The organism is Arenibaculum pallidiluteum (assembly GCF_017355985.1).
GTDB classification, from domain to species: domain Bacteria; phylum Pseudomonadota; class Alphaproteobacteria; order Azospirillales; family Azospirillaceae; genus Arenibaculum; species Arenibaculum pallidiluteum.
This window is the reverse complement of record NZ_JAFIQU010000003.1, coordinates 384,107-402,073: the sequence shown is the minus strand read 5'-3', so window position 1 is coordinate 402,073 and position 17,967 is coordinate 384,107. Positions and strand designations below refer to the sequence as shown.

The 17,967-nt window shown below is 67.8% G+C and carries 16 protein-coding genes; 6 read left to right on the top strand and 10 right to left on the bottom strand.

The annotated features are described in order from the left end of the window. Window positions 1–9 precede the first annotated feature (9 nt). The 5 genes from JUB13_RS09050 to JUB13_RS09030 all read left to right on the top strand — a co-directional run bounded on the left by JUB13_RS09050 (window position 10) and on the right by JUB13_RS09030 (window position 5,395). On the top strand, window positions 10–810 hold the full coding sequence (locus tag JUB13_RS09050) for an ABC transporter ATP-binding protein (RefSeq protein ID WP_207478468.1): 801 nt from the start codon (window positions 10–12) through the stop codon (window positions 808–810). 170 nt (window positions 811–980) lie between these two features. Then, on the top strand, window positions 981–2,393 hold the full coding sequence (radA, locus tag JUB13_RS09045) for a DNA repair protein RadA (protein ID WP_207478467.1): 1,413 nt from the start codon (window positions 981–983) through the stop codon (window positions 2,391–2,393). A 14-nt stretch (window positions 2,394–2,407) separates the two neighbouring features. Further along, window positions 2,408–3,091 carry a CvpA family protein gene (locus tag JUB13_RS09040; protein WP_207478466.1) on the top strand — a complete coding sequence of 228 codons (684 nt, stop codon included), beginning with the start codon at window positions 2,408–2,410 and terminating at the stop codon, window positions 3,089–3,091. Window positions 3,092–3,116: 25 nt separating this feature from the next. Beyond that, on the top strand, window positions 3,117–4,577 hold the full coding sequence (purF, locus tag JUB13_RS09035; protein ID WP_207478465.1) for an amidophosphoribosyltransferase: 1,461 nt from the start codon (window positions 3,117–3,119) through the stop codon (window positions 4,575–4,577). A 107-nt stretch (window positions 4,578–4,684) separates the two neighbouring features. Next, window positions 4,685–5,395: an SDR family NAD(P)-dependent oxidoreductase gene (locus tag JUB13_RS09030; RefSeq protein WP_207478464.1), complete on the top strand. Its 711-nt coding sequence runs from the start codon at window positions 4,685–4,687 to the stop codon at window positions 5,393–5,395. Between the two features lie 52 nt (window positions 5,396–5,447). On the opposite strand, the gene der is transcribed toward JUB13_RS09030, so the two are convergent. The 5 genes from der to JUB13_RS09005 all read right to left on the bottom strand — a co-directional run bounded on the left by der (window position 5,448) and on the right by JUB13_RS09005 (window position 10,260). Then, window positions 5,448–6,836: a ribosome biogenesis GTPase Der gene (der, locus tag JUB13_RS09025; protein WP_207478463.1), complete on the bottom strand. Its 1,389-nt coding sequence runs from the start codon at window positions 6,834–6,836 to the stop codon at window positions 5,448–5,450. Window positions 6,837–6,882: 46 nt separating this feature from the next. Further along, entirely contained in the window at window positions 6,883–8,220 is a 1,338-nt protein-coding gene (locus JUB13_RS09020; protein WP_207478462.1) for an outer membrane protein assembly factor BamB family protein, read from the bottom strand. Continuing rightward, window positions 8,217–8,861: a tetratricopeptide repeat protein gene (locus tag JUB13_RS09015; protein WP_207478461.1), complete on the bottom strand. Its 645-nt coding sequence runs from the start codon at window positions 8,859–8,861 to the stop codon at window positions 8,217–8,219. The genes JUB13_RS09020 and JUB13_RS09015 overlap by 4 nt, the downstream gene beginning before the upstream one ends. 139 nt (window positions 8,862–9,000) lie before the next feature. Next, window positions 9,001–9,555, bottom strand: coding sequence for a thioredoxin family protein (locus JUB13_RS09010; RefSeq protein WP_207478460.1), 555 nt, complete (start codon window positions 9,553–9,555; stop codon window positions 9,001–9,003). Window positions 9,556–9,627: 72 nt separating this feature from the next. Further along, window positions 9,628–10,260 (bottom strand): LuxR C-terminal-related transcriptional regulator, encoded by a 633-nt coding sequence (locus JUB13_RS09005; RefSeq protein WP_207478459.1) that lies wholly within the window; start codon window positions 10,258–10,260, stop codon window positions 9,628–9,630. Window positions 10,261–11,080: 820 nt separating this feature from the next. Between JUB13_RS09005 and JUB13_RS09000 the strand changes: the two genes are divergently transcribed. Beyond that, window positions 11,081–11,722, top strand: a complete 642-nt coding sequence (locus JUB13_RS09000) for a response regulator transcription factor (protein WP_207478458.1) — start codon at window positions 11,081–11,083, stop codon at window positions 11,720–11,722. Window positions 11,723–11,809: 87 nt separating this feature from the next. On the opposite strand, the gene JUB13_RS08995 is transcribed toward JUB13_RS09000, so the two are convergent. The 5 genes from JUB13_RS08995 to JUB13_RS08975 form a co-directional block, all read right to left on the bottom strand. Beyond that, the gene (locus tag JUB13_RS08995) at window positions 11,810–12,496 is read right to left on the bottom strand and encodes a LuxR C-terminal-related transcriptional regulator (RefSeq protein WP_207478457.1); all 687 of its coding nucleotides are present in this window, start codon (window positions 12,494–12,496) and stop codon (window positions 11,810–11,812) included. Between the two features lie 531 nt (window positions 12,497–13,027). Further along, window positions 13,028–14,533 (bottom strand): ATP-binding protein, encoded by a 1,506-nt coding sequence (locus JUB13_RS08990; protein ID WP_236024828.1) that lies wholly within the window; start codon window positions 14,531–14,533, stop codon window positions 13,028–13,030. Between the two features lie 48 nt (window positions 14,534–14,581). After that, the gene (locus JUB13_RS08985) at window positions 14,582–15,763 is read right to left on the bottom strand and encodes a hypothetical protein (RefSeq protein WP_207478456.1); all 1,182 of its coding nucleotides are present in this window, start codon (window positions 15,761–15,763) and stop codon (window positions 14,582–14,584) included. A gap of 26 nt (window positions 15,764–15,789) precedes the next feature. Further along, window positions 15,790–16,719 (bottom strand): glucose-1-phosphate thymidylyltransferase RfbA, encoded by a 930-nt coding sequence (rfbA, locus tag JUB13_RS08980; RefSeq protein WP_207478455.1) that lies wholly within the window; start codon window positions 16,717–16,719, stop codon window positions 15,790–15,792. Beyond that, window positions 16,716–17,774: an NAD-dependent epimerase/dehydratase family protein gene (locus tag JUB13_RS08975; RefSeq protein WP_207478454.1), complete on the bottom strand. Its 1,059-nt coding sequence runs from the start codon at window positions 17,772–17,774 to the stop codon at window positions 16,716–16,718. The genes rfbA and JUB13_RS08975 overlap by 4 nt, the downstream gene beginning before the upstream one ends. Window positions 17,775–17,967 lie beyond the last annotated feature (193 nt).

Below are 17,967 nucleotides of genomic sequence, written 5' to 3'. Positions count from 1 at the left end.
GTGACCGCGATGCCCGACAGCACCCCGAGCCAGCCCGCCGCAACGCCGAAGATCCGGCTGCGCGGCGTGCGCAAGTCCTTCGGCCCCAAGCACGTGCTGAACGGCGTCGACCTGGACGTCGGCACCGGCGAGTCGCTGGTGATCATCGGCGGGTCGGGCACCGGCAAGTCGGTGCTGCTGAAGTGCATCCTGGGGCTTCTCGAGCCCGATGGGGGCCGGATCGAGATCGACGGCGAGGACACGACGCATCTGCGGCCGCGTGATCGCGAGCGCGTGATGCGCAAGTTCGGCATGCTTTTCCAGGGCGGCGCCCTTTTCGACAGCCTCCAGGTCTGGGAGAACGTCGCCTTCGGCCTGATCCAGGGCGAGCGGATGGGTCGCCGCGAAGCGAAGGACATCGCCCTGCGCAAGCTCGCCCAGGTCGGGCTCGGCAAGGAGGTCGCGGAGCTCTTCCCCGCAGAGCTTTCGGGCGGCATGCAGAAGCGCGTCTCGCTGGCGCGCTCGATTGCGACCGAGCCCGAGATCATCTTCTTCGACGAGCCCACAACAGGGCTGGACCCGATCATGTCGGACGTCATCAACGACCTGATCGTGAAATGCGTGCGCGACCTCGGCGCGACCGCCGTGTCGATCACCCACGACATGGCCTCCGCCCGCAAGATCGCTGACCGGATCGCGATGATCCACCAGGGCCGGATCGTCTGGCAGGGACACGCCTCCGAGATCGACCGGTCCGGCAACGCCATGGTCGACCAGTTCGTCCATGGCCGTGCCGACGGGCCGATCCAGATGGAGATCCTGCATCCCTGACGCGCACCCGACGCCGCGCGCGGGCGCGGCCGCCGGATGAAACGCCTGGCCGCAATGCCCAAATAGAGCAGCGGCGAGGCGACGCAGGTGCCGGGCGCGCCCTTCGCACAGGATTCCTTTACCCGTTCGTGCTATTCCTTCGGCACCCTCAACAGGGACGACAATCCACCGTGGCCCGAGCGAGCTCCTCCCGCGCCAGTCGCTTCGTCTGCCAGAATTGCGGCGCCAGCGCGCCGAAATGGAGCGGGCGCTGCGATGCCTGCGGTGAATGGAACACGCTTGTCGAGGAGCAGGTTCCCGAAAGCGCGCCCAAGGGACTCGGCCGCGGTGCCGGCAAGCGAATCGACTTCGTCGACCTCAAGGGCGAGAGCGAGCGGCCTCCGCGCCGCATGACCGGGATCGCGGAGTTCGATCGCGTATGCGGCGGCGGCCTCGTCCCCGGCTCCTGCCTGCTCGTCGGCGGCGATCCCGGCATCGGCAAGTCGACCCTCCTGCTCCAGGTGGTCTGCCGGCTCGCGGCGAAGCTGCGCTGCGCCTACGTCTCGGGCGAGGAGGCCGTCGACCAGGTTCGCCTGCGCGCGGCCCGCCTCGGCCAGAGTAACGCGCGCGTGGCGCTGGCCTCGGCCACCAATGTCCGCGACATCGTCGCCTCCATCGACGGGGCCGAGGCGCCCGACGTGGTCGTGATCGATTCGATCCAGACCATGTTCGTGGACACGCTGGACAGCGCCCCCGGGACCGTCGCCCAGGTCCGCAGTTCGGCGCAGGAGCTGATCCGCGTTGCCAAGCGCCGCGGCATCGTGCTGCTGCTCGTCGGGCACGTCACCAAGGAAGGGACGCTGGCCGGCCCCCGTGTGCTGGAGCACATGGTGGATACAGTCCTGTACTTCGAGGGCGAACGCGGGCACCAGTTCCGCATCCTCCGTGCCGTGAAGAACCGTTTTGGGCCGACGGACGAGATCGGCGTCTTCGACATGACCGATGCCGGGCTGGATGAGGTCGCCAATCCCTCGGAGCTGTTCCTGGCCGAACGCCGCGGCGACGTGTCGGGCTCGGCGGTCTTCGCCGGCCTCGAGGGCACGCGCCCGGTCCTGGTCGAGATCCAGGCCCTGGTCGCCCCGTCGCCGCTGGGCACGCCGCGCCGGGCGGTGGTCGGATGGGACGGCGGGCGGCTCGCCATGGTGCTGGCCGTGCTGGAGGCACGCTGCGGCGTCCAGATCGGCGCCAACGACGTCTATCTGAACGTCGCCGGCGGCCTGCGGATTGCCGAGCCGGCCGCGGACCTCGCGGTCGCGGCCGCCCTGCTCTCCTCCCTGACCGGCGAGCCGGTTCCGGCGGACGCCATCGTCTTCGGCGAGATCGGCCTGTCGGGCGAGGTGCGTCCAGTCAGCCAGGCCGAGGCACGGCTGAAGGAGGCCGGAAAGCTCGGCTTCGCCCGCGCCCTGATGCCGACGCGGCGCGGCCGCGCCGGGACGCGGGGCGCCGACCACGGGCTGCGCGCGGTCGAAATCGCCCATCTCGGGGACCTTCTCCCCCTCTTCCAGGATGCCGCCGAAAGCCGGCGGTCCGCACGATCAGCCTGAGGCGTCGAGAATCCATGCCTTTCAACCCTACCGATGTCGCCGTCCTCCTCATCCTGATCCTCTCCGCCCTGCTCGCCTTCGCCCGAGGCTTCGTGCGCGAGGTGCTCTCGGTCGCCGCCTGGATCGGCTCGGCCGCCATCGCCTGGTTCGCCTTCCCCTTCGTGCAACCACTGGTCGCGAGCAAGATCACCTCGGCGACGGTCGCATCGGCGGTCTCGGCCGGCGCGGTCTTCCTGGTGGCGCTGATCGTCCTGTCGATCATCGCGTCGCGCATTGCGGGTCTCGTCCGCGGATCGTCGCTGAGCGCGGTCGACCGGTCCCTCGGCTTCCTGTTCGGGCTGGCCCGCGGCGCGGTTCTGATCTGCCTCGCCTATCTTTTGCTGATCCAGATCTACCCGGATCCCACCGAACACCCCACATGGTTGCGGGACGCGCGGACCATGCCGTCGATCCAGGCCGGCGCCGAGCAGCTGCGGCGCCTGGTCCCGGATCCGAGCCGCACCCCGGCACAGCAGCGCGCCGAGGCCCTTGCCCGGGCCGAGGCAAGCCGCCGCGCCGAACAGGACGCGCTGAGGCGCCTGTCGACGCCGGTCCCACACCCCGCAAGCGCCGATGCGCAGGCGGTCAAACCGGGCTATAAGGCCCAGGAACGGTCGGGTCTCGACCAGCTGATCGAGACCTCGAATCAGGCCCGCTGACGCGGCGCCCGGGAGCACGAACCGCATGCTGACCACGAACCCCTTCGACGACGACAAGCTGCGCGAGGAGTGCGGCGTGTTCGGGATCTACCCGCACCCGCAGTCGGCGGCCCTTGTGGCGCTCGGCCTGCATGCGCTCCAGCACCGCGGCCAGGAAGCGGCGGGGGTCGTGACCTTCGACGGCAAGCACTTCCACTCGCACCACGCGATGGGGCATGTCGGCGACAACTTCAGCTCCCAAAGCGGCGTCGTCAGCCGGCTGGTCGGCCATGCCGGTATCGGCCATGTCCGCTATTCGACGACCGGCGACAGCATCATGCGGAACGTGCAGCCGCTCTTCGCCGATTTCGAGTTCGGCGGCTTCGCCCTGGCCCATAACGGCAACCTGACCAACGCACTGCTCCTGCGGCGCCAGCTCGTGCGGCGCGGCTGCCTGTTCCAGTCGACCACGGACACCGAGGTGATCGTCCACCTGATGGCCACCGCGCGCTCCGGCTCGGTCGTCGACCGCATGGTCGAGGCGCTGCGCCAGGTCGAGGGGGCATACGCGATCGTCGCCATGGCCAACGACATGGTGGTCGGCGTGCGCGACCCGCTCGGCGTCCGTCCGCTGGTCATCGGGCGGATCGGCGATTCCCATGTCCTCGCCTCCGAAACCTGCGCCCTCGACATCATCGGCGCGGACTTCCTGCGGGACGTCGAGCCCGGCGAGATGGTGGTCATCGATTCCTCGGGCCTGCACAGCATGCGGCCGTTCCAGCCGCAGCCGCGGCGCTTCTGCATCTTCGAGTACATCTACTTCGCGCGCCCGGACAGCGTGGTCGAGGGAAGCTCCGTCTACGAGGCGCGCAAGCGGATCGGCATGCAGCTCGCCCGCGAGAGCGAGGTCGAGGCCGACCTGGTCATCCCGGTGCCCGACTCCGGCGTTCCCGCGGCTATCGGCTACTCCGTGCAGAGCGGCATTCCCTTCGAGCTCGGCATCATCCGGAACCACTATGTCGGACGCACCTTCATCGAGCCGACGGACCAGATCCGGAACCTCGGCGTGAAGCTGAAGCACAACGCCAACCGGCACATGATCGAGGGCAAGCGGATCATCCTGGTCGATGATTCGATCGTGCGCGGCACGACCTCGGTCAAGATCGTCGAGATGATGCGCCGGGCCGGCGCCCGCGAGGTCCATATGAGGATCTCCAGCCCGCCGACGACCCATTCCTGCTTCTATGGCGTCGACACGCCGCGCAAGGACAAGCTGCTGGCCCACCGCCTCTCGATCGCCGAGATGAACGGCTTCATCGGCTCGGACAGCCTGGCCTTCGTATCCATGGACGGGCTGTACAAGGCGCTCGGCGAGCCGGGGCGAGACCCGGCGCGCCCGCAGTATTGCGATGCCTGCTTCTCCGGCGACTATCCGATCGCCCTGGCCGACCGGGACAGCCTGCAGGAGCCCGGCGTGACCTTCCGGGTCGAGGCCAAGGCCTCCTGAGCGCACCGGCCGCTGCGGCGCATTGCGGCAGCGGCCGAACCGGGTTTGCCCGAGCGCCCCAACCCGGCTAGAAACGGGCTCGTTCTTGCTTCCGGAGCCCGATCCGAATGACCACATCTCCGCTTCTCGCAGGTCGCGTCGCTCTCGTGACCGGCGCATCCCGCGGCATCGGCGCCGCCGTCGCCGAGCGCCTGGCCCGCGAAGGAGCCCATGTGGTGCTGGTGGCACGCACGGTCGGTGGGCTGGAGGAGGTCGACGACCGGATCCGCAGCGCTGGCGGTTCGGCCACGCTGGTGCCCTTCGACCTGATGGACACGGCGCGTATCGACGTTCTCGGCCAGTCGGTGTTCGATCGCTTCGGCCGGCTCGACGTGCTGGTCGGAAATGCCGGCATGCTCGGGCATTTCGGTCCCGTCGCGCAGTTCGATCCCAAGACCTGGGACCGCGTGATCGCGACCAATCTCACCGCGAACTTCAGGCTGATCCGGACCTTCGACAGGGTGCTGCGCGCCTCCGATGCGGGCCGCGCGATCTTCGTCACCTCCGGCGCCGTGGCCGGGGAGGTCGCCTATGGCGGCGCCTACGCCGTCAGCAAGGCGAGCCTCGAATCCATGGTGAAGCTCTACGCGGCCGAGGTTGCGCGCTCGAGCCTCAGGGTCAACCTGATCGATCCCGGCGTGGTCCGCACCAAGCTGCGTGCGCAAGGGTTCCCTGGCGAGGATCCGTCTACCCTGCCCGCTCCCGAGGACGTTGCCGGCCTTTTCGTGGAGCTGGCCAGCCCCGCCTGCACCCGGCACGGCGAGATCGTCCGCGCCTGAGCACCGGCGCGGCGGCCCCTCCGCCGCGGTCAGGCCCAGCACCGGGGCGCCGTCAGTCCTGGTCGGCGTAGGGGTTCTTGCCCTTGCGCGGCTGCAGCCTGATGGGTACGCCTGGCATCTCGAAAGCGTCGCGCAGGCCGTTCGCGAGGTATCGGAGATAGGACTCCGGCAGGTCCAGCGGCTTGCTGACCCAGAGCGCGAAGGTCGGCGGCCGAGCCTTGACCTGCGTCGCATAGCGGATGCGGACGCGCCGCCCTTCGACCAGCGGCGGCGGGTGCTGCCCCAGCATCTGCTCGAGCCAGCGGTTCAGCTGGGCCGTGGGTATGCGCCGGTTCCAGACCGCGTAGGCCTGGAACACCGCCTCCATCAGCCTGTCCAGGCGCTGGCCGCGCAGGGCCGAGATGGCGACCACGGGGACGCCGCGTGCCTGAGCGAGCTGGGCCTGCAGCTTGTCCTCGACCTGCCGCATGGCGGCAGCCTTGTCCTCGACCAGGTCCCACTTGTTGATGGCGAGGACCAGTGCGCGGCCCTCCTCCACCACCATGCGGGCGATGGTAAGGTCCTGGCGGTCCAGGATCGCCCCCGCATCGACCACGAGAACCACCACATTGGCGAGCCGGATCACCCGCAGCGCATCCGCGACGGCGAGCTTCTCGAGCTTCTCGTCGACGCGGGCGCGGCGCCTGAGGCCGGCAGTGTCGACGACGCGAACCGGCTTGCCGTTCCAGGACCAGTCCACTGCGATCGCGTCGCGCGTCATCCCGGCCTCGGGGCCCGTCAGCACGCGCTCCTCGCCGATCAGGCTGTTCAGCAGCGTGGACTTTCCGGCATTGGGCCGCCCGACGATCGCGAGCTGCAGCGGACGTGACTCGCTGATCTCCCCCGCCTCCTCGTCCGCCGCCGTCTCGGCACCCGCCTCACCCTCTTCCTCCTCCGGCTCCTCGTCCGGAGGCATGTAGGGAAGCAGCGCGTCGAAGAGTTCTCCCATGCCCTCGCCGTGCTCGGCCGACAGAGGCACTGGATCGCCGAGGCCGAGCTCATAGGCCTCGTAGAGGCCCGGCGCCCCCGCCTTCCCCTCGGACTTGTTGGCGACCAGGATCACCGGAACCGGGCGCGCCCGCAGCCAATCGGCAAAGTGCCGGTCGAGCGGGGTTACACCGGCCCTGGCATCGACCAGGAAGAGGATCACGTCGGCCTGAGCGATCGCGCGCTCGGTCTGGCGGCGCATCCGCGCTTCGAGGCTCTGGTCGAAAGCTTCCTCGAGCCCGGCCGTGTCGATGATCTCGAACTCCAGGCCGGCCAGCCGCGCGGGCGCCGCCCGCCAGTCTCGGGTCACCCCGGGCGTGTCGTCGACCAGGGCAAGCTTCTTGCCGGCCAGACGGTTGAACAGGGTCGATTTGCCGACATTGGGCCGGCCGACGATTGCGACGCGAAGAGGCATGTTGCGAATGTGGGGGACGCGACCGCGACCTGCCACCCTTTTCAGGTCATCGGAAGGCGATCAGCGTGCCGTCGTCGGTCAGAACGTAGAGCGTGTTGGCGGCGACCACCGGTGCCTGGAAGGTGCTGTCGGCCCGCAGTTCGGCCGCGACGGCACCCGTCTCCGCCGTCAGGGCGACCAGCCGGCCGTCGCTGCTGGTGAGCCACAGCCGGTCCCCGGCCAGGACGGGTCCCGACCAGTAGATCGGGCCGCTCTTGCTTTCAGGATCATCGAAGCGGTCGAGCTGCGCGACCCACCGGATGCGCCCGGCCTGCCGCGTCAGCGCCACCACCTCGGCCTCGTTGCTGAGCACGAAGACGAAATCGCCGGCCGCCCAGGGCTGGTTCACGCCGCCAATCTGCTGCTCCCAGGCGCGGCCGCCGGTGCGCTCGTCGATCGCGACCATCCGGCCGCTGTGGCTGACCGCGAGGACCAGGCCGCGATCGATCACCGGCATCCCACGGATATCGGCGAGGCTCGCGAGAGATCCGATGCGGCGCACCGGCGTCAGGCTTTCGGACCAGGCGACCCGGCCGTTCTCGACGCGCAGCGCGAACAGCTCGCCGGACGAATACGGCGCCAGGACGATCCCGCCGTCGACCGCCGGGCTCGGCCCGCCCAGGAGACTGGCGCTCTCGAGGATGCCCGTGTGATTCCAGAGCGGCGCTCCGTCCTGCGAGGAGAGCGCGACCAGGCGGTTGTCGACTGTGACGACGAAGATCCGGTTTCCCGCGACCGTCGGTGCCGCGCGCACCGGCGCGCCGAGGGGCTTGCGCCAAAGCACGGACCCGTTCGCGGCGTCGAGCGCCACGAGGTCGCCGAACCCGGTGGTCGCGAAGACGCGACCGTCCGCGACGGCGACGCCGCCGCCGACTCCCTCGCCCTCATCACGCGGCGAATCGACGGAGACGCGCCAGACCTGGCGGCCCTGCGCGGCATCGAAGGCCGAGACGTTGTAGTCCGTGTCCATGGTGAAGACCCGGCCCTGCGCCACCACAGGGCGTGCCAGCAGGACCCGCTGGCCCGACGTGCCGCTTCCGATGCTGGCCCGCCAGACCTCGCGCGGGCTCGCGCCGAGTGCCAGATGGCCGATGGCATGGTCGGGACGCCCTCCTGCCTGCGCCCAGCTGTCGTTGACCGTGGCGGGCGGAAGCCGCACGGCAACGTCGGCGAGGCGGGGATCCGCCTCGACGCGGCGGTCGAGTTGCAGGACCGAGATGCGAGTCCCGGGAAGCTTCGGCTTCTCGGAGCCGCCGAACCAGTCGCCCGCGCCGCACCCGGCGAGCAGAAGACAGAGAAACGCCGCCGGCAGCCGGCCGGCGGTGGCCGCGAACACAGTCTTCATTTTGCGTCACCATTGAGCGCGGCCAGTTCGGCCGCCCTGCCGCGCAGGCCCGCGGGGGCCTCGGCATCGTCGGCCAGCCCGCGGAAGATGCGGCCGGCCTCCGCCGTGTCCCCGGTCCTGATCGCAAGAAGCCCCTCGAGCTCGCGGGCCGAATGCCGCCAAGCCCCGCCCGGCTGCGACAACGGCCCCAGCCGGCCTTTCAGCGCCGCCGGGTCGCCCGTTTCGAGCTGGTTCATGACCGAGAGCAGGGTGGCGAGATCCCGATAGACCGCCTCGGCATCGGATGCCGCGATGGCATCGTAGAGGCGAACGGCGGCCTCGCGGTCACCGGCCGTTGCGCGGAGTCCGGCCTCGTGAAGGCGCGCCACCACGGCGCGGCCGTTGCCGAGCTGCGGGACCAGCGCCGCAAGGGCATCAGCTGCTGCCCCCGGCGCGCTGGACGCGCGGTCGATGGCACCGACGAGTGCCGTCGTCTGCTCAGCGGCGCGCGAAGCCTGCCAGTTGCGCCAAGCTGTGGTTCCGGCGGTCGCGAGGACCACCGCCACCGCACCGGCGATGATCAGGCCACCGTAGTTCTTCCAGATCTGCGCGAGGCGGTCGCGGCGAAGGTCCTCGTCGACCTCGCGGAAGATATCGCTCATTGTCCTGCGCCCGGGCGCGGGACAGCGCCCAGCCTCATCGGTTCCGGGTCAGGCCGGATAGCAGAGGGCACCGTCCTGGTCAAGCCGAGCCACCGCGCACTGGCCGTCGCCCGCGGGGCCGGCGGAGAAGCCAGGGGTTTCACGCCTGGGGACGCCACTTGATCGAGCACCCCATGGAGGGCGTCTGCTCGGCCGGGCCGCGTCCGGTCTCGGCAATCCGGATCATGGCATCGAGCAGTTCGCGCGGGGCGTTCGGCGCCGGCTGCACGCGCGAGGCGTCGAGCCGCCCGCGGTACTGCAGCCCGTCCTCCGCATTAAAGCCGAAGAAGTCAGGCGTGCACACCGCACCGTAGGCGCGCGCGACCTCCTGGCTGTCGTCGATCACGTAGGGGAACGGGAAGCGGTGCTCGCGGGCGAACTGCTTCATGTTTTCGAAGCTGTCCTCGGGATAGGCAGCGACGTCGTTCGGCATGATCGCGATTGCGCCGACTCCGTGCCCCGCCAGCACCTCCACGTCTCGGACGAGCCTGTCGACGATCGCCTTTACGTAGGGGCAGTGATTGCAGATGAACATCACCAGCGTCCCGTTGCGTCCGCGCACGTCCGAGAGGGTCCAGCGCCGGTCGTCGACCCCGAGCAGCGAGAAATCCCGGGCCTTCCACCCGAAGTCGCAGATGGGCGTGTGGGCGGCCATGGGCTTCCTCCTGCCGTTTCTGCCTGACGGCCGCCGTGCCTCCGCCGAACCGGGCCGTCGCGGGATTATGAGCTATCGCTGGAGCTCGGACGCGACGATGACGGCCTGGGTACGGTTCTTGACGCCGAGGGACTTGAAGATCGCGGTCACGTGGATCTTCACCGTGCCCTCGGACAGCCCGAGCTCGTAGGCGATCTGCTTGTTCGACTTTCCTTCCCGAAGGCAGTTCAGGACTTCCCACTGGCGCTGCGTCAGCGTATGGGCGCCGCGCGCCGCCTCGGTCTCGACTGCCGCCGCGGCGGCGGTGTCGGCGCTGATCACGGAGGGCGGCAGATAGATCCCGCCCGCGAGGACCAGGTGCAGGGCCGAGAGCATGATCTTCACGCTCGACGATTTGGGAATGTAGCCCGACGCCCCGTTGTCCAGCGCCGCCCGCACGTCCGACTGGCTTTCGGAGGCGGAGATCACCACAACCGGCGTGTCGCCCGCTGCGTGGCAAAGTTGCTCGATGCCAGAGAAGCCAGGCCAGCCCGGCATCTGGAGGTCGATCAGGATCAGGTCGAAGGCACCGCCGGCATCGACGATGTCGCGCACCTCGTCGAAGGTGCTCGCGTCGACGAAGCTCGCATCTGGGCTCAGTTGCTCCAGCAGGCGCCGGAGCCCCTCCCGGAACAGCATGTGATCGTCACCAATGAGGATGCGCACGCCCCGCCTCCACCCCAGTCGCCGCACCTTGCGGTCGTTCCGCCTCCCGCGGACGGACAAGTCATAGCCCGTCCGCACCGCACCCGCAACGCATCGCAGCGGGCCGCGTCAAGGCGCCCCGGATCTGCGCCACATCCTTCGAGACCGCAAGCCCGCCGGTCGCAAGCGTGCCCCAGCCACGGCGAATTCATTCGTTTCCGCCGGCGTTCACGCAGGACGTCCGACACGACTCCGCGCGACGCCACCCGGAAGGAAAGCGCCGGGCGGGGTATATCCTCCGCCCCAGGGCAGCCTCTCTTCCCAAGTTCCGTTACGGCAGCACAAGGAACTAATAATGGATCACGATACAGTGCCTGCTCAGGACTCAAGTCAATTTTATAATGTAAATTTATACAATCTTAGACTTCGTAGCGGCAATATTCAATGCTCGGGTGCTGTTTTCCAGTCTTTATGACTACCACATTGAGAGGGGCCGGCTTGGCTGAACGTAAGAAAAAGCTCCGTCGGGATAGGTGAGCGTCGCATGGATTGCCACGAAACGTCCGGACTTAGCCTCATTGCCGTGTTTGAAGGCAACTACCCCTCAGCTATGGTTAATGGCCATAAGATATAGGCGGTTTTTTAGCAATTCCACCAAGGAAAGACCGGCCTAACGACATAGACGGACAGAAGGCCGAAAAGAAACGGAAGCCGCAAAAGGCTCGAGAACTCTCAACGGTGAAGAACCCCTCCCCCCAAGAACCAGAGCGACGCCATGCACGCGCAGAACCACCGATCGCAACAGGACAAGAACACGACACGTTGGGAAGCCCTAACGCCAATGCATGTCTGCCTGGTGCTCGACGACGAGAGCGTCGCCTCAAAGCTGGTAAGCGCGCTGGACGCCGCCAACCGGCATCGCATCACCGTTCTGCGTGACATCGGCGAGCTGAATCAGAGCAATCTCACCCCCGACGCCATCCTGATCGGCGTCCAGCAGTTCGCCGCCCTGCGCGAGAACGAGCCGATGACCTACCTGCGGCTGTCCCGCCGCAGCCGGATCATCGTGGTGCTGAGCAGCCGCGAGCTCCTCGACGCGGCCCACATCCTGGCCTTCGCGGATGCCTGGGTATTCCAGGACATCAACGCTGACCGCATCAACGAGCTGATCGACCTCGGGCTCGAGGGGCATTGCCTGATGCCCAAGCAGTTCCTGTCGCGGCTCGGCGTCGACGAGATCCGGCTGAGCCTCCTTCCGAGGCTTTCGGAGCAGGAGTACGAGACGCTGCGCCTTCTCGGCCAGGGTCTGAACAACCGGACGATCGCCGACCGGCTCGACCTGTCCGAGGCGATCGTGAAGTCCATGGTGCGCAGCGTCCTTTCGAAGCTGCACTTCCGGAATCGAACGGAAGCCGGCGTGTTCGCCGCCCGCCAGCAGGGCGCCCTCGAAGGATCCCGGAAGCCTCAGGCCCGGGCCTCCTGACCGAAGCCGCCCTTCAGGACGCCCGCTCCCTGGAAAAAGGCCGCCGCACCCTGGGGTGCGGCGGCCTTCTCCGTCGCCCCCACTTCGTCAGGCCATGGTGGCGACTGCCGGCATGCCGCCGCTGAGCTCGCCGCCGATCCCGTTGTTCAGGGCCCAGATCGCGGCCTGCGTGCGATTGGACGCGTTGATCTTCCGCAGCAGGCTCTTGAGGTGGACCTTGACCGTCGCCTCGGTGATGTTCAGGTGGTTGGCGATCATCTTGTTGCTGTCGCCGTTCAGCAGGCAGCGGAGGATCTGGATCTCGCGCTGGGAGAGCCCCTTGCGCGATACCGGCATTTCCAGGCCGTTGCCGTTCACCCGGCCGCTGATCAGAAGCGCCGCCAGATGCGTCGGGAATACCTTTTCCCCCATCATGACAAGCCGCAGCGACTGGGCCAGGGCATCGGCCGAGAGGTCCTTCATGAGGTAGCCATCGGCCCCGGCCTCCAATGCGTTCGCAAGCCGCCTGGTGCAGAGATCCGTCGTCAGCACCACCATTCGGGAATTCGGCAGCAGTCCGCGCAGCCGCCGCATCGCCTCGGCCTCGTCGTCCCCGCCATTCGCGAGATCCAGCAGAACGAGTTGGGGGCTGACGCCGGCCTCGGCTACCGAGACACCCTCGCGCAGGTTCCCGGCCTCTGCCACGATCTGGAACGGGGAGTCGTCTAGAAGCCGCTTGAGACCCTCACGGAAAAGTTTATTCGAATCGATCAGGAAAGTCTCGAAACGCTCCATGGGAAGCTCCTGCGCTGAAGAAAGGCTTTGGCGGCTGTCCATCCCGCCATACCCAACCAGTCAGGCAGCCGCTCACCCGATCACATCGGAAAGCGACCCGACATTACTTTCGGGTGGAGATTACTCCAGCCTTCCTTAAACGCGGTATCTCCCAATGGGAGTACACGCGCGCTCCTTACGTTACACAGCTCACACTTCATGCTTCCAACTGTGAATAGCCCATGACGACGGACGCAGTCTGCCACCGCTCCGCCTAGAGCTATCCTCTGAGTGGCTTTGCCGCAGGACCTGTGTTCATTATGGCTAAACACGGCATGGCATGGCGACTACAAGATCAATTCAAGCCGGACCGAAGATCCCGCGGCCAAGTATCGCCACGGAAACTGCCGGGTACCCGCTAGCTGCATACTTTCGACTGTTCGGCTTGACGATGGAGCACACGGCGGCGGCCCCGATGCTTCCGAACATTTCGCAGCCGCAAAAAATAGGGCCCCGGGAGCGTGGCTCCCGGGGCCCGGAGGAGGACAGGTCTCAGGTCAGGCCACGCGTCCGGGCCTGCCGCATCAACACGTATTGCCGCATCATCTGGTTCCGGAAGCGATAACGGAAGCCTCCCGGCTCCACCAGACGCTGGAGGATGCCGCCCTTCTCATCGTCGCTGAGACGGCTCAGGGGCTGCTGAAGCGCCGCGAGAGGCAGGGTCTCGCCATTCGGGCCGATCGGCGTGCGGGCAAGCTCCGCGGGATGGAACACGCCGAACTCGTCCGCGCGGGCCTGCGCCGCGGCATAGAGCACGTCGGCCTGAACGGGCTTCGCGTCCGGACCGAGCGCCTGGTTGTAGTTCTCGACCAGGCCCCGGTCGGCTTCCTGGACGCATCGCGCGACCGCATATCCGAGATCCTCGCGCTCGACCTCGCGGCTGTCGCGCCCGACGGCGCTGCGGGCCGCATGAAGCGCCAGAAGCTGCGCATAGTAGGGCAGCCCCTTCGCGAGGGTCACGATGCGCTGACGGACGTCCTCGCCGAAGGTCAGGCCCGCAGCCTCCGCCCCCGCCAGGAGGATCCGGTCGATCTCCCGATCCGACATCAGCGGCAGGTGCACCGCCACCAGCGAGCGCTGGATGGAAGGGTGCTTGCCCAGGAGATTGTCGACGTCCTCGGAGACGCCGACGACGAGCAGGCTCACAGGAGCCGACGTGTCCGTCAGGTTCTTGATCAGCTCCGCGAGCTTGTTGCGGAGTTCCTCGGACCGGCAGCGGTCGTACTCGTCCAGGATCAGCAGCAGATGGGCGCCCTGGATCTCGGTCAGGACGTCCGTGAGCTGGGTGACGCTGAACGATCCCGTCGGCAGCAGCTCGTCGAAGCTGGCGGGTGGCCGGCGCATGCTGAACGGGTCGCTCACCTGCGCCTGATAGAAGCTGCCGGGCACGCGCTTCAGGAAGCTGCGGAAGACGTCCTCGAAGCCGAGTTCGGCGCTGCAGGTCAGCTTAAGGGTGAAATAGCCGGCCTGCCCGGCGATCTGCTGCACGGCGTTCGCCAGAGACGTCTTGCCGCGGCCGCGGTCGCCGTACAGCACGACATGGGCGCGCTCCTCCTCGATCGCGGCGATGATGCGCCGGAGCGTGTTCAGGCGCCCGACGAAGAGCGAGTTCAGCTCGAGCTTCGGCCGGGTGGGCGTGAAGGCGTCGCGCAGCTGCTTGTTGGCCGCCGCGGTCAGCCCGCCGAACTTCGCCTCGTTCCGCAGGCCCGAGACCGGGCTGAAGCGCGGCATCTGGGACTCGGCCTCGTGGGCCTCGGCCAGAGATGCGGAGCCGCCGAAGCCGGCCTCCTCCGCCTCGTCCTGCACCTCGTCGCCACGGGGCAGCAGCTCCCTGGCGGGCTCCTTCTGGACGTCCCTGGGGGCATCGGTGCGCTCGGCGCCGGGCATTCCCTCGGGTGCCGGCGAGACCAGCCGCGGTCCACGCCCGCCTTCCGGGGTCCTGTCCCCCGCCTGCGGGGGATCCCCTCCCCCGTGGCGCTTCTTGAAGAAGTTACGCATGGCTCACAACCTCCGTGCCGCAGTGCCCGGCTCCGCGAACCCAGCCGTTCACGAAGCTTTCCGGGCCGTCGCCAGCCTGCCGAGGCTCCGGGCCTCGACCTCCTGCCAGGCCCGGAGTGCCAGGCTGTCCGGAAGATCAACATCCGCCAGCGTCAGCACGTCGCCACGCTTCAGCGGCCGCCGGATCACGCCGTCCATCAGAAGGCCGATGGGCAGGTGGCCGGGGAAATCGGCGATCTGGACCGCCTCGCCGCGGACGTCGAAGCTGCCGATGCCGCAGCCGATCCGATGGCCGGGCTCGAGGTCGCGCTTCGCGATCGTGGCGACCGACGCGACCGGGCTGGCCGAGTTGTCCAGGAGGATCCGCCCCTCGTGGACGACTCGCTTGATCGTCCGCAGGATCTCGAGATGCACGAAGATGTTGTGACGCAGGACGATGTAGTACGGCCCCTCGCCGAGCTTCAGGTAACGCAGCGCACCCTTCTGCCGCTCGTCGTGCCGGCCGGCGACGAAGACGCCGTGCGGCAGCTTCAGCGACAGTACGTAGTCGGCGACCGGCATGCCGATGCGCTCGGCCGCCTCGCAGAGGATGTTCGCGCCCTCCTGCATGCTGTCGGTCTTCGGGCCGATCATGCCCTTCTGGGCGATGGTGGCGCCGAGCCCGTTGGCGACGAGCACCTGCTCGGCCTGGACCTTCGTGCCGTCCGTGAAGGACGTCACCATGGGCAGGCTGATGCCGCTCTTGCCGCCCCAATAGGCCATGTCCTCGGGAGTGGGGTCGTTGTTCAGGAAACCCTTCAGGTTACCGAAGGCGAGCGGCTCGAAGCCCATCTCCCGCGCTTCCTGGAGCAGTGCCGCCTGGCAGCCGGGCTGGTCGCCCTCGGCTTCGGAGATCAGGCCCTTGCCGACGAAGTACGACCCCGTCGTCACGTGGAACTCTGTGTTCATCGTGACCACGGGGAGATTGGCGCTGACTGCCGCCGCGATGGTGTCGGTCGCGTAGACCGCATCGCCGGTGCATTCGAGGATCACGTCCGAATTGTCGATGACCTCGTTCACCGAGGTCGTCAGCAGGTCCGGACGGGGGTACTCGCGGCAGGATGCGGGGTCGCGCCGGGTCAGCACCTTCGAGGCGACGTATCCCTCCTGCCGGTCGAGGGCCATCACGAAATGCGAGGAGATGAAGCCTGTGCCGATCACGCCGATGCGCACGGCAGGTTTCTGGGACATGGGTTCTTCCTTCGGGCTTCGGGTGTTCAGGCGATCTTGGCCGGCCGCATCGCGGGCGTGCCCATGAATTCGGGTTGCCAGCCCGAGAAGCGTTGCTCGAGGAGCTGCAGCAGGTAGCGGCCGTATCCGGACTTGAGCAGTGGCTGCGCCAGGGCGCGGAGCTGATCCTCGTCGATGAAGCCCATGCGCCAGGCGATCTCCTCCGGGCATGCGACCTTCAGCCCCTGGCGCTGCTCGATGACTTCGATGAAGTTGCCGGCCTTCAGCAGGCTGTCGTGCGTCCCGGTGTCGATCCAGGCGGTGCCGCGGCCCAGCAGCTCGACCGAGAGCTGGCCCCGCTCGAGATAGACGCGGTTCACGTCCGTGATCTCCAGCTCGCCACGCGGGCTGGGCTTCAGGTCGCGCGCAATGCCGATCACGTCGTTGTCGTAGAAGTAGAGCCCGGTGACCGCGAAGTTGGAGCGCGGCGCCGCGGGCTTCTCTTCGATGTCCAGGGCGCGTCCCTGCTCGTCGAAGGTCACGACGCCGTAGCGCTCGGGGTCCGAGACGTAATAGGCGAAGACAACGCCGCCCCGTCGGATCTGAGCCGCCCGCTGCAGGCGGTCGGTGATCCCGTAGCCGAAGAAGATGTTGTCCCCGAGGACCAGCGCGACGCTGTCCCCGCCGATGAAGTCCTCGCCGATCAGGAAGGCCTGGGCCAGCCCGTCGGGGCTGGGCTGAACCGCATATTCAAGCCGCATGCCCCACTGCGAGCCGTCGCCGAGCAGCCTCTGGAAGAGGGCACGGTCGTGCGGCGTCGTGATGATCAGCACGTCCCGGATCCCCGCCAGCATCAGCGTGGTCAGCGGGTAGTAGATCATCGGCTTGTCGTAGACCGGCAGGAGCTGCTTGCACACCGCGCTGGTGATCGGCGCAAGCCTCGTCCCCGACCCTCCGGCGAGGATGATGCCCTTCATTCGGCGGCCTCCCGACGCGCGGCCTCGTCGATGCCGATGTCGAAGATGCCGCCGTACATCTCGACCTGCTTGATCAGGGCGTGCCACTTGGCGAGGTTCTTGTACCAGTCGAGGGTGATGGTCTCGGCGGTCTTGTCGAGCTGCCCGCCCTCGAGCTTCTCGCAGATCTCGCGAACGCCGTCCTCGGCGCGCCGCTCCGCCTTCCAGCCGAGCCCCTCGATCTTCGAGAAGTCGACGCGGTAGCTGCGGTGGTCGGCATCGCCGTACCACTCGATGCGGACGTCCTTGGGAACCGTGGCCGCCACCGTCTCGGCGAGCGGGCCGAGCTGGTAGTTGTTCTCGTCCGAACCGACGTTGAAGATCTGGCCATTCACCTGCTCGCGCGGAGCGGTCAGCATGAAGATCTGGGCCGACGCCGTGTCGCGGACGTGGACGAAGGGCCGCCACTGGCTGCCGTCCCGCATCAGCGGGAGGATGCCGGTCTTCCACGCGCCGAAGGCCATGCCGTTGATGGCGAGGTCCAGCCGCATGCGCGGGCTGTAGCCGTAGACCGTCGCCTGGCGCAGCACCACGACCGTGAAGTCGTCCGAGGCCAGCGGCAGCACGCCGAGTTCGGCCTGCTCGTTGGCCTTGGCGTACGTCGTCAGCGGGTTGGTGGCCGCGGTCTCGTCGACCTTCACCTCGGGCGGCTGGAAGCCGTAGATGCTGCACGACGAGGGCAGGACGTAGCGGCCGACGCCGCAGGCCTTCGCGATCTCGGCGCAGCGCACCCGGGCGCGGTGATTGACGGCCCAGGTGACGTCCTGGAAGAGCTCGCCCGAGGGGTCGTTGGAGATCGCCGCCAGGTCGATCACCGCATCGACGCCCGAGAAATGCTCCGGCGCCAGCCTGCGCACGTCCTCCTGGACGATCTCGAGCCGGGGATGGTTCGCAAGCAGGTCGCGGCCGAAGAAGAAGCGGTCGACGGCCCGGACGGTATAACCCCGCTCGAGCAGCATGGGGACCAGGGTCGTCCCGATGTAGCCGCCCGCGCCGGTCACCAAGATGCGCTGCATGTGCCGATGTTCCCCAAGCTGTCGGATTGTGCGGAAACCGCATTCGAATGCCGAGATAACGTGTCTCCACGCTCGGCGGGTACACAGTAATTTCCCAGTCAAAGCGCCACAAAGCAGGCGTATGGAATACCCTGACCGGGTTATTCATCAGGATCGCGGAAGTATCCGTCCTGATTTGCGTAAAGATTTATCT

What these genes read in the sequence shown, in the direction of transcription:
- JUB13_RS09030 (WP_207478464.1), top strand. Translation starts at nt 4,685, where the DNA reads ATGACCACATCTCCGCTTCTCGCAGGTCGCGTCGCTCTCGTGACCGGC.
- JUB13_RS08995 (WP_207478457.1), bottom strand. Translation starts at nt 12,496, where the DNA reads ATGGAGCGTTTCGAGACTTTCCTGATCGATTCGAATAAACTTTTCCGT.
- JUB13_RS09020 (WP_207478462.1), bottom strand. Translation starts at nt 8,220, where the DNA reads ATGAAGACTGTGTTCGCGGCCACCGCCGGCCGGCTGCCGGCGGCGTTT.
- der (WP_207478463.1), bottom strand. Translation starts at nt 6,836, where the DNA reads ATGCCTCTTCGCGTCGCAATCGTCGGCCGGCCCAATGTCGGCAAATCG.
- JUB13_RS09015 (WP_207478461.1), bottom strand. Translation starts at nt 8,861, where the DNA reads ATGAGCGATATCTTCCGCGAGGTCGACGAGGACCTTCGCCGCGACCGC.
- JUB13_RS08975 (WP_207478454.1), bottom strand. Translation starts at nt 17,774, where the DNA reads ATGCAGCGCATCTTGGTGACCGGCGCGGGCGGCTACATCGGGACGACC.
- purF (WP_207478465.1), top strand. Translation starts at nt 3,117, where the DNA reads ATGCTGACCACGAACCCCTTCGACGACGACAAGCTGCGCGAGGAGTGC.
- JUB13_RS08985 (WP_207478456.1), bottom strand. Translation starts at nt 15,763, where the DNA reads ATGTCCCAGAAACCTGCCGTGCGCATCGGCGTGATCGGCACAGGCTTC.
- JUB13_RS09050 (WP_207478468.1), top strand. Translation starts at nt 10, where the DNA reads ATGCCCGACAGCACCCCGAGCCAGCCCGCCGCAACGCCGAAGATCCGG.
- JUB13_RS09010 (WP_207478460.1), bottom strand. Translation starts at nt 9,555, where the DNA reads ATGGCCGCCCACACGCCCATCTGCGACTTCGGGTGGAAGGCCCGGGAT.
- rfbA (WP_207478455.1), bottom strand. Translation starts at nt 16,719, where the DNA reads ATGAAGGGCATCATCCTCGCCGGAGGGTCGGGGACGAGGCTTGCGCCG.
- JUB13_RS08990 (WP_236024828.1), bottom strand. Translation starts at nt 14,533, where the DNA reads ATGCGTAACTTCTTCAAGAAGCGCCACGGGGGAGGGGATCCCCCGCAG.
- JUB13_RS09040 (WP_207478466.1), top strand. Translation starts at nt 2,408, where the DNA reads ATGCCTTTCAACCCTACCGATGTCGCCGTCCTCCTCATCCTGATCCTC.
- JUB13_RS09000 (WP_207478458.1), top strand. Translation starts at nt 11,081, where the DNA reads ATGCATGTCTGCCTGGTGCTCGACGACGAGAGCGTCGCCTCAAAGCTG.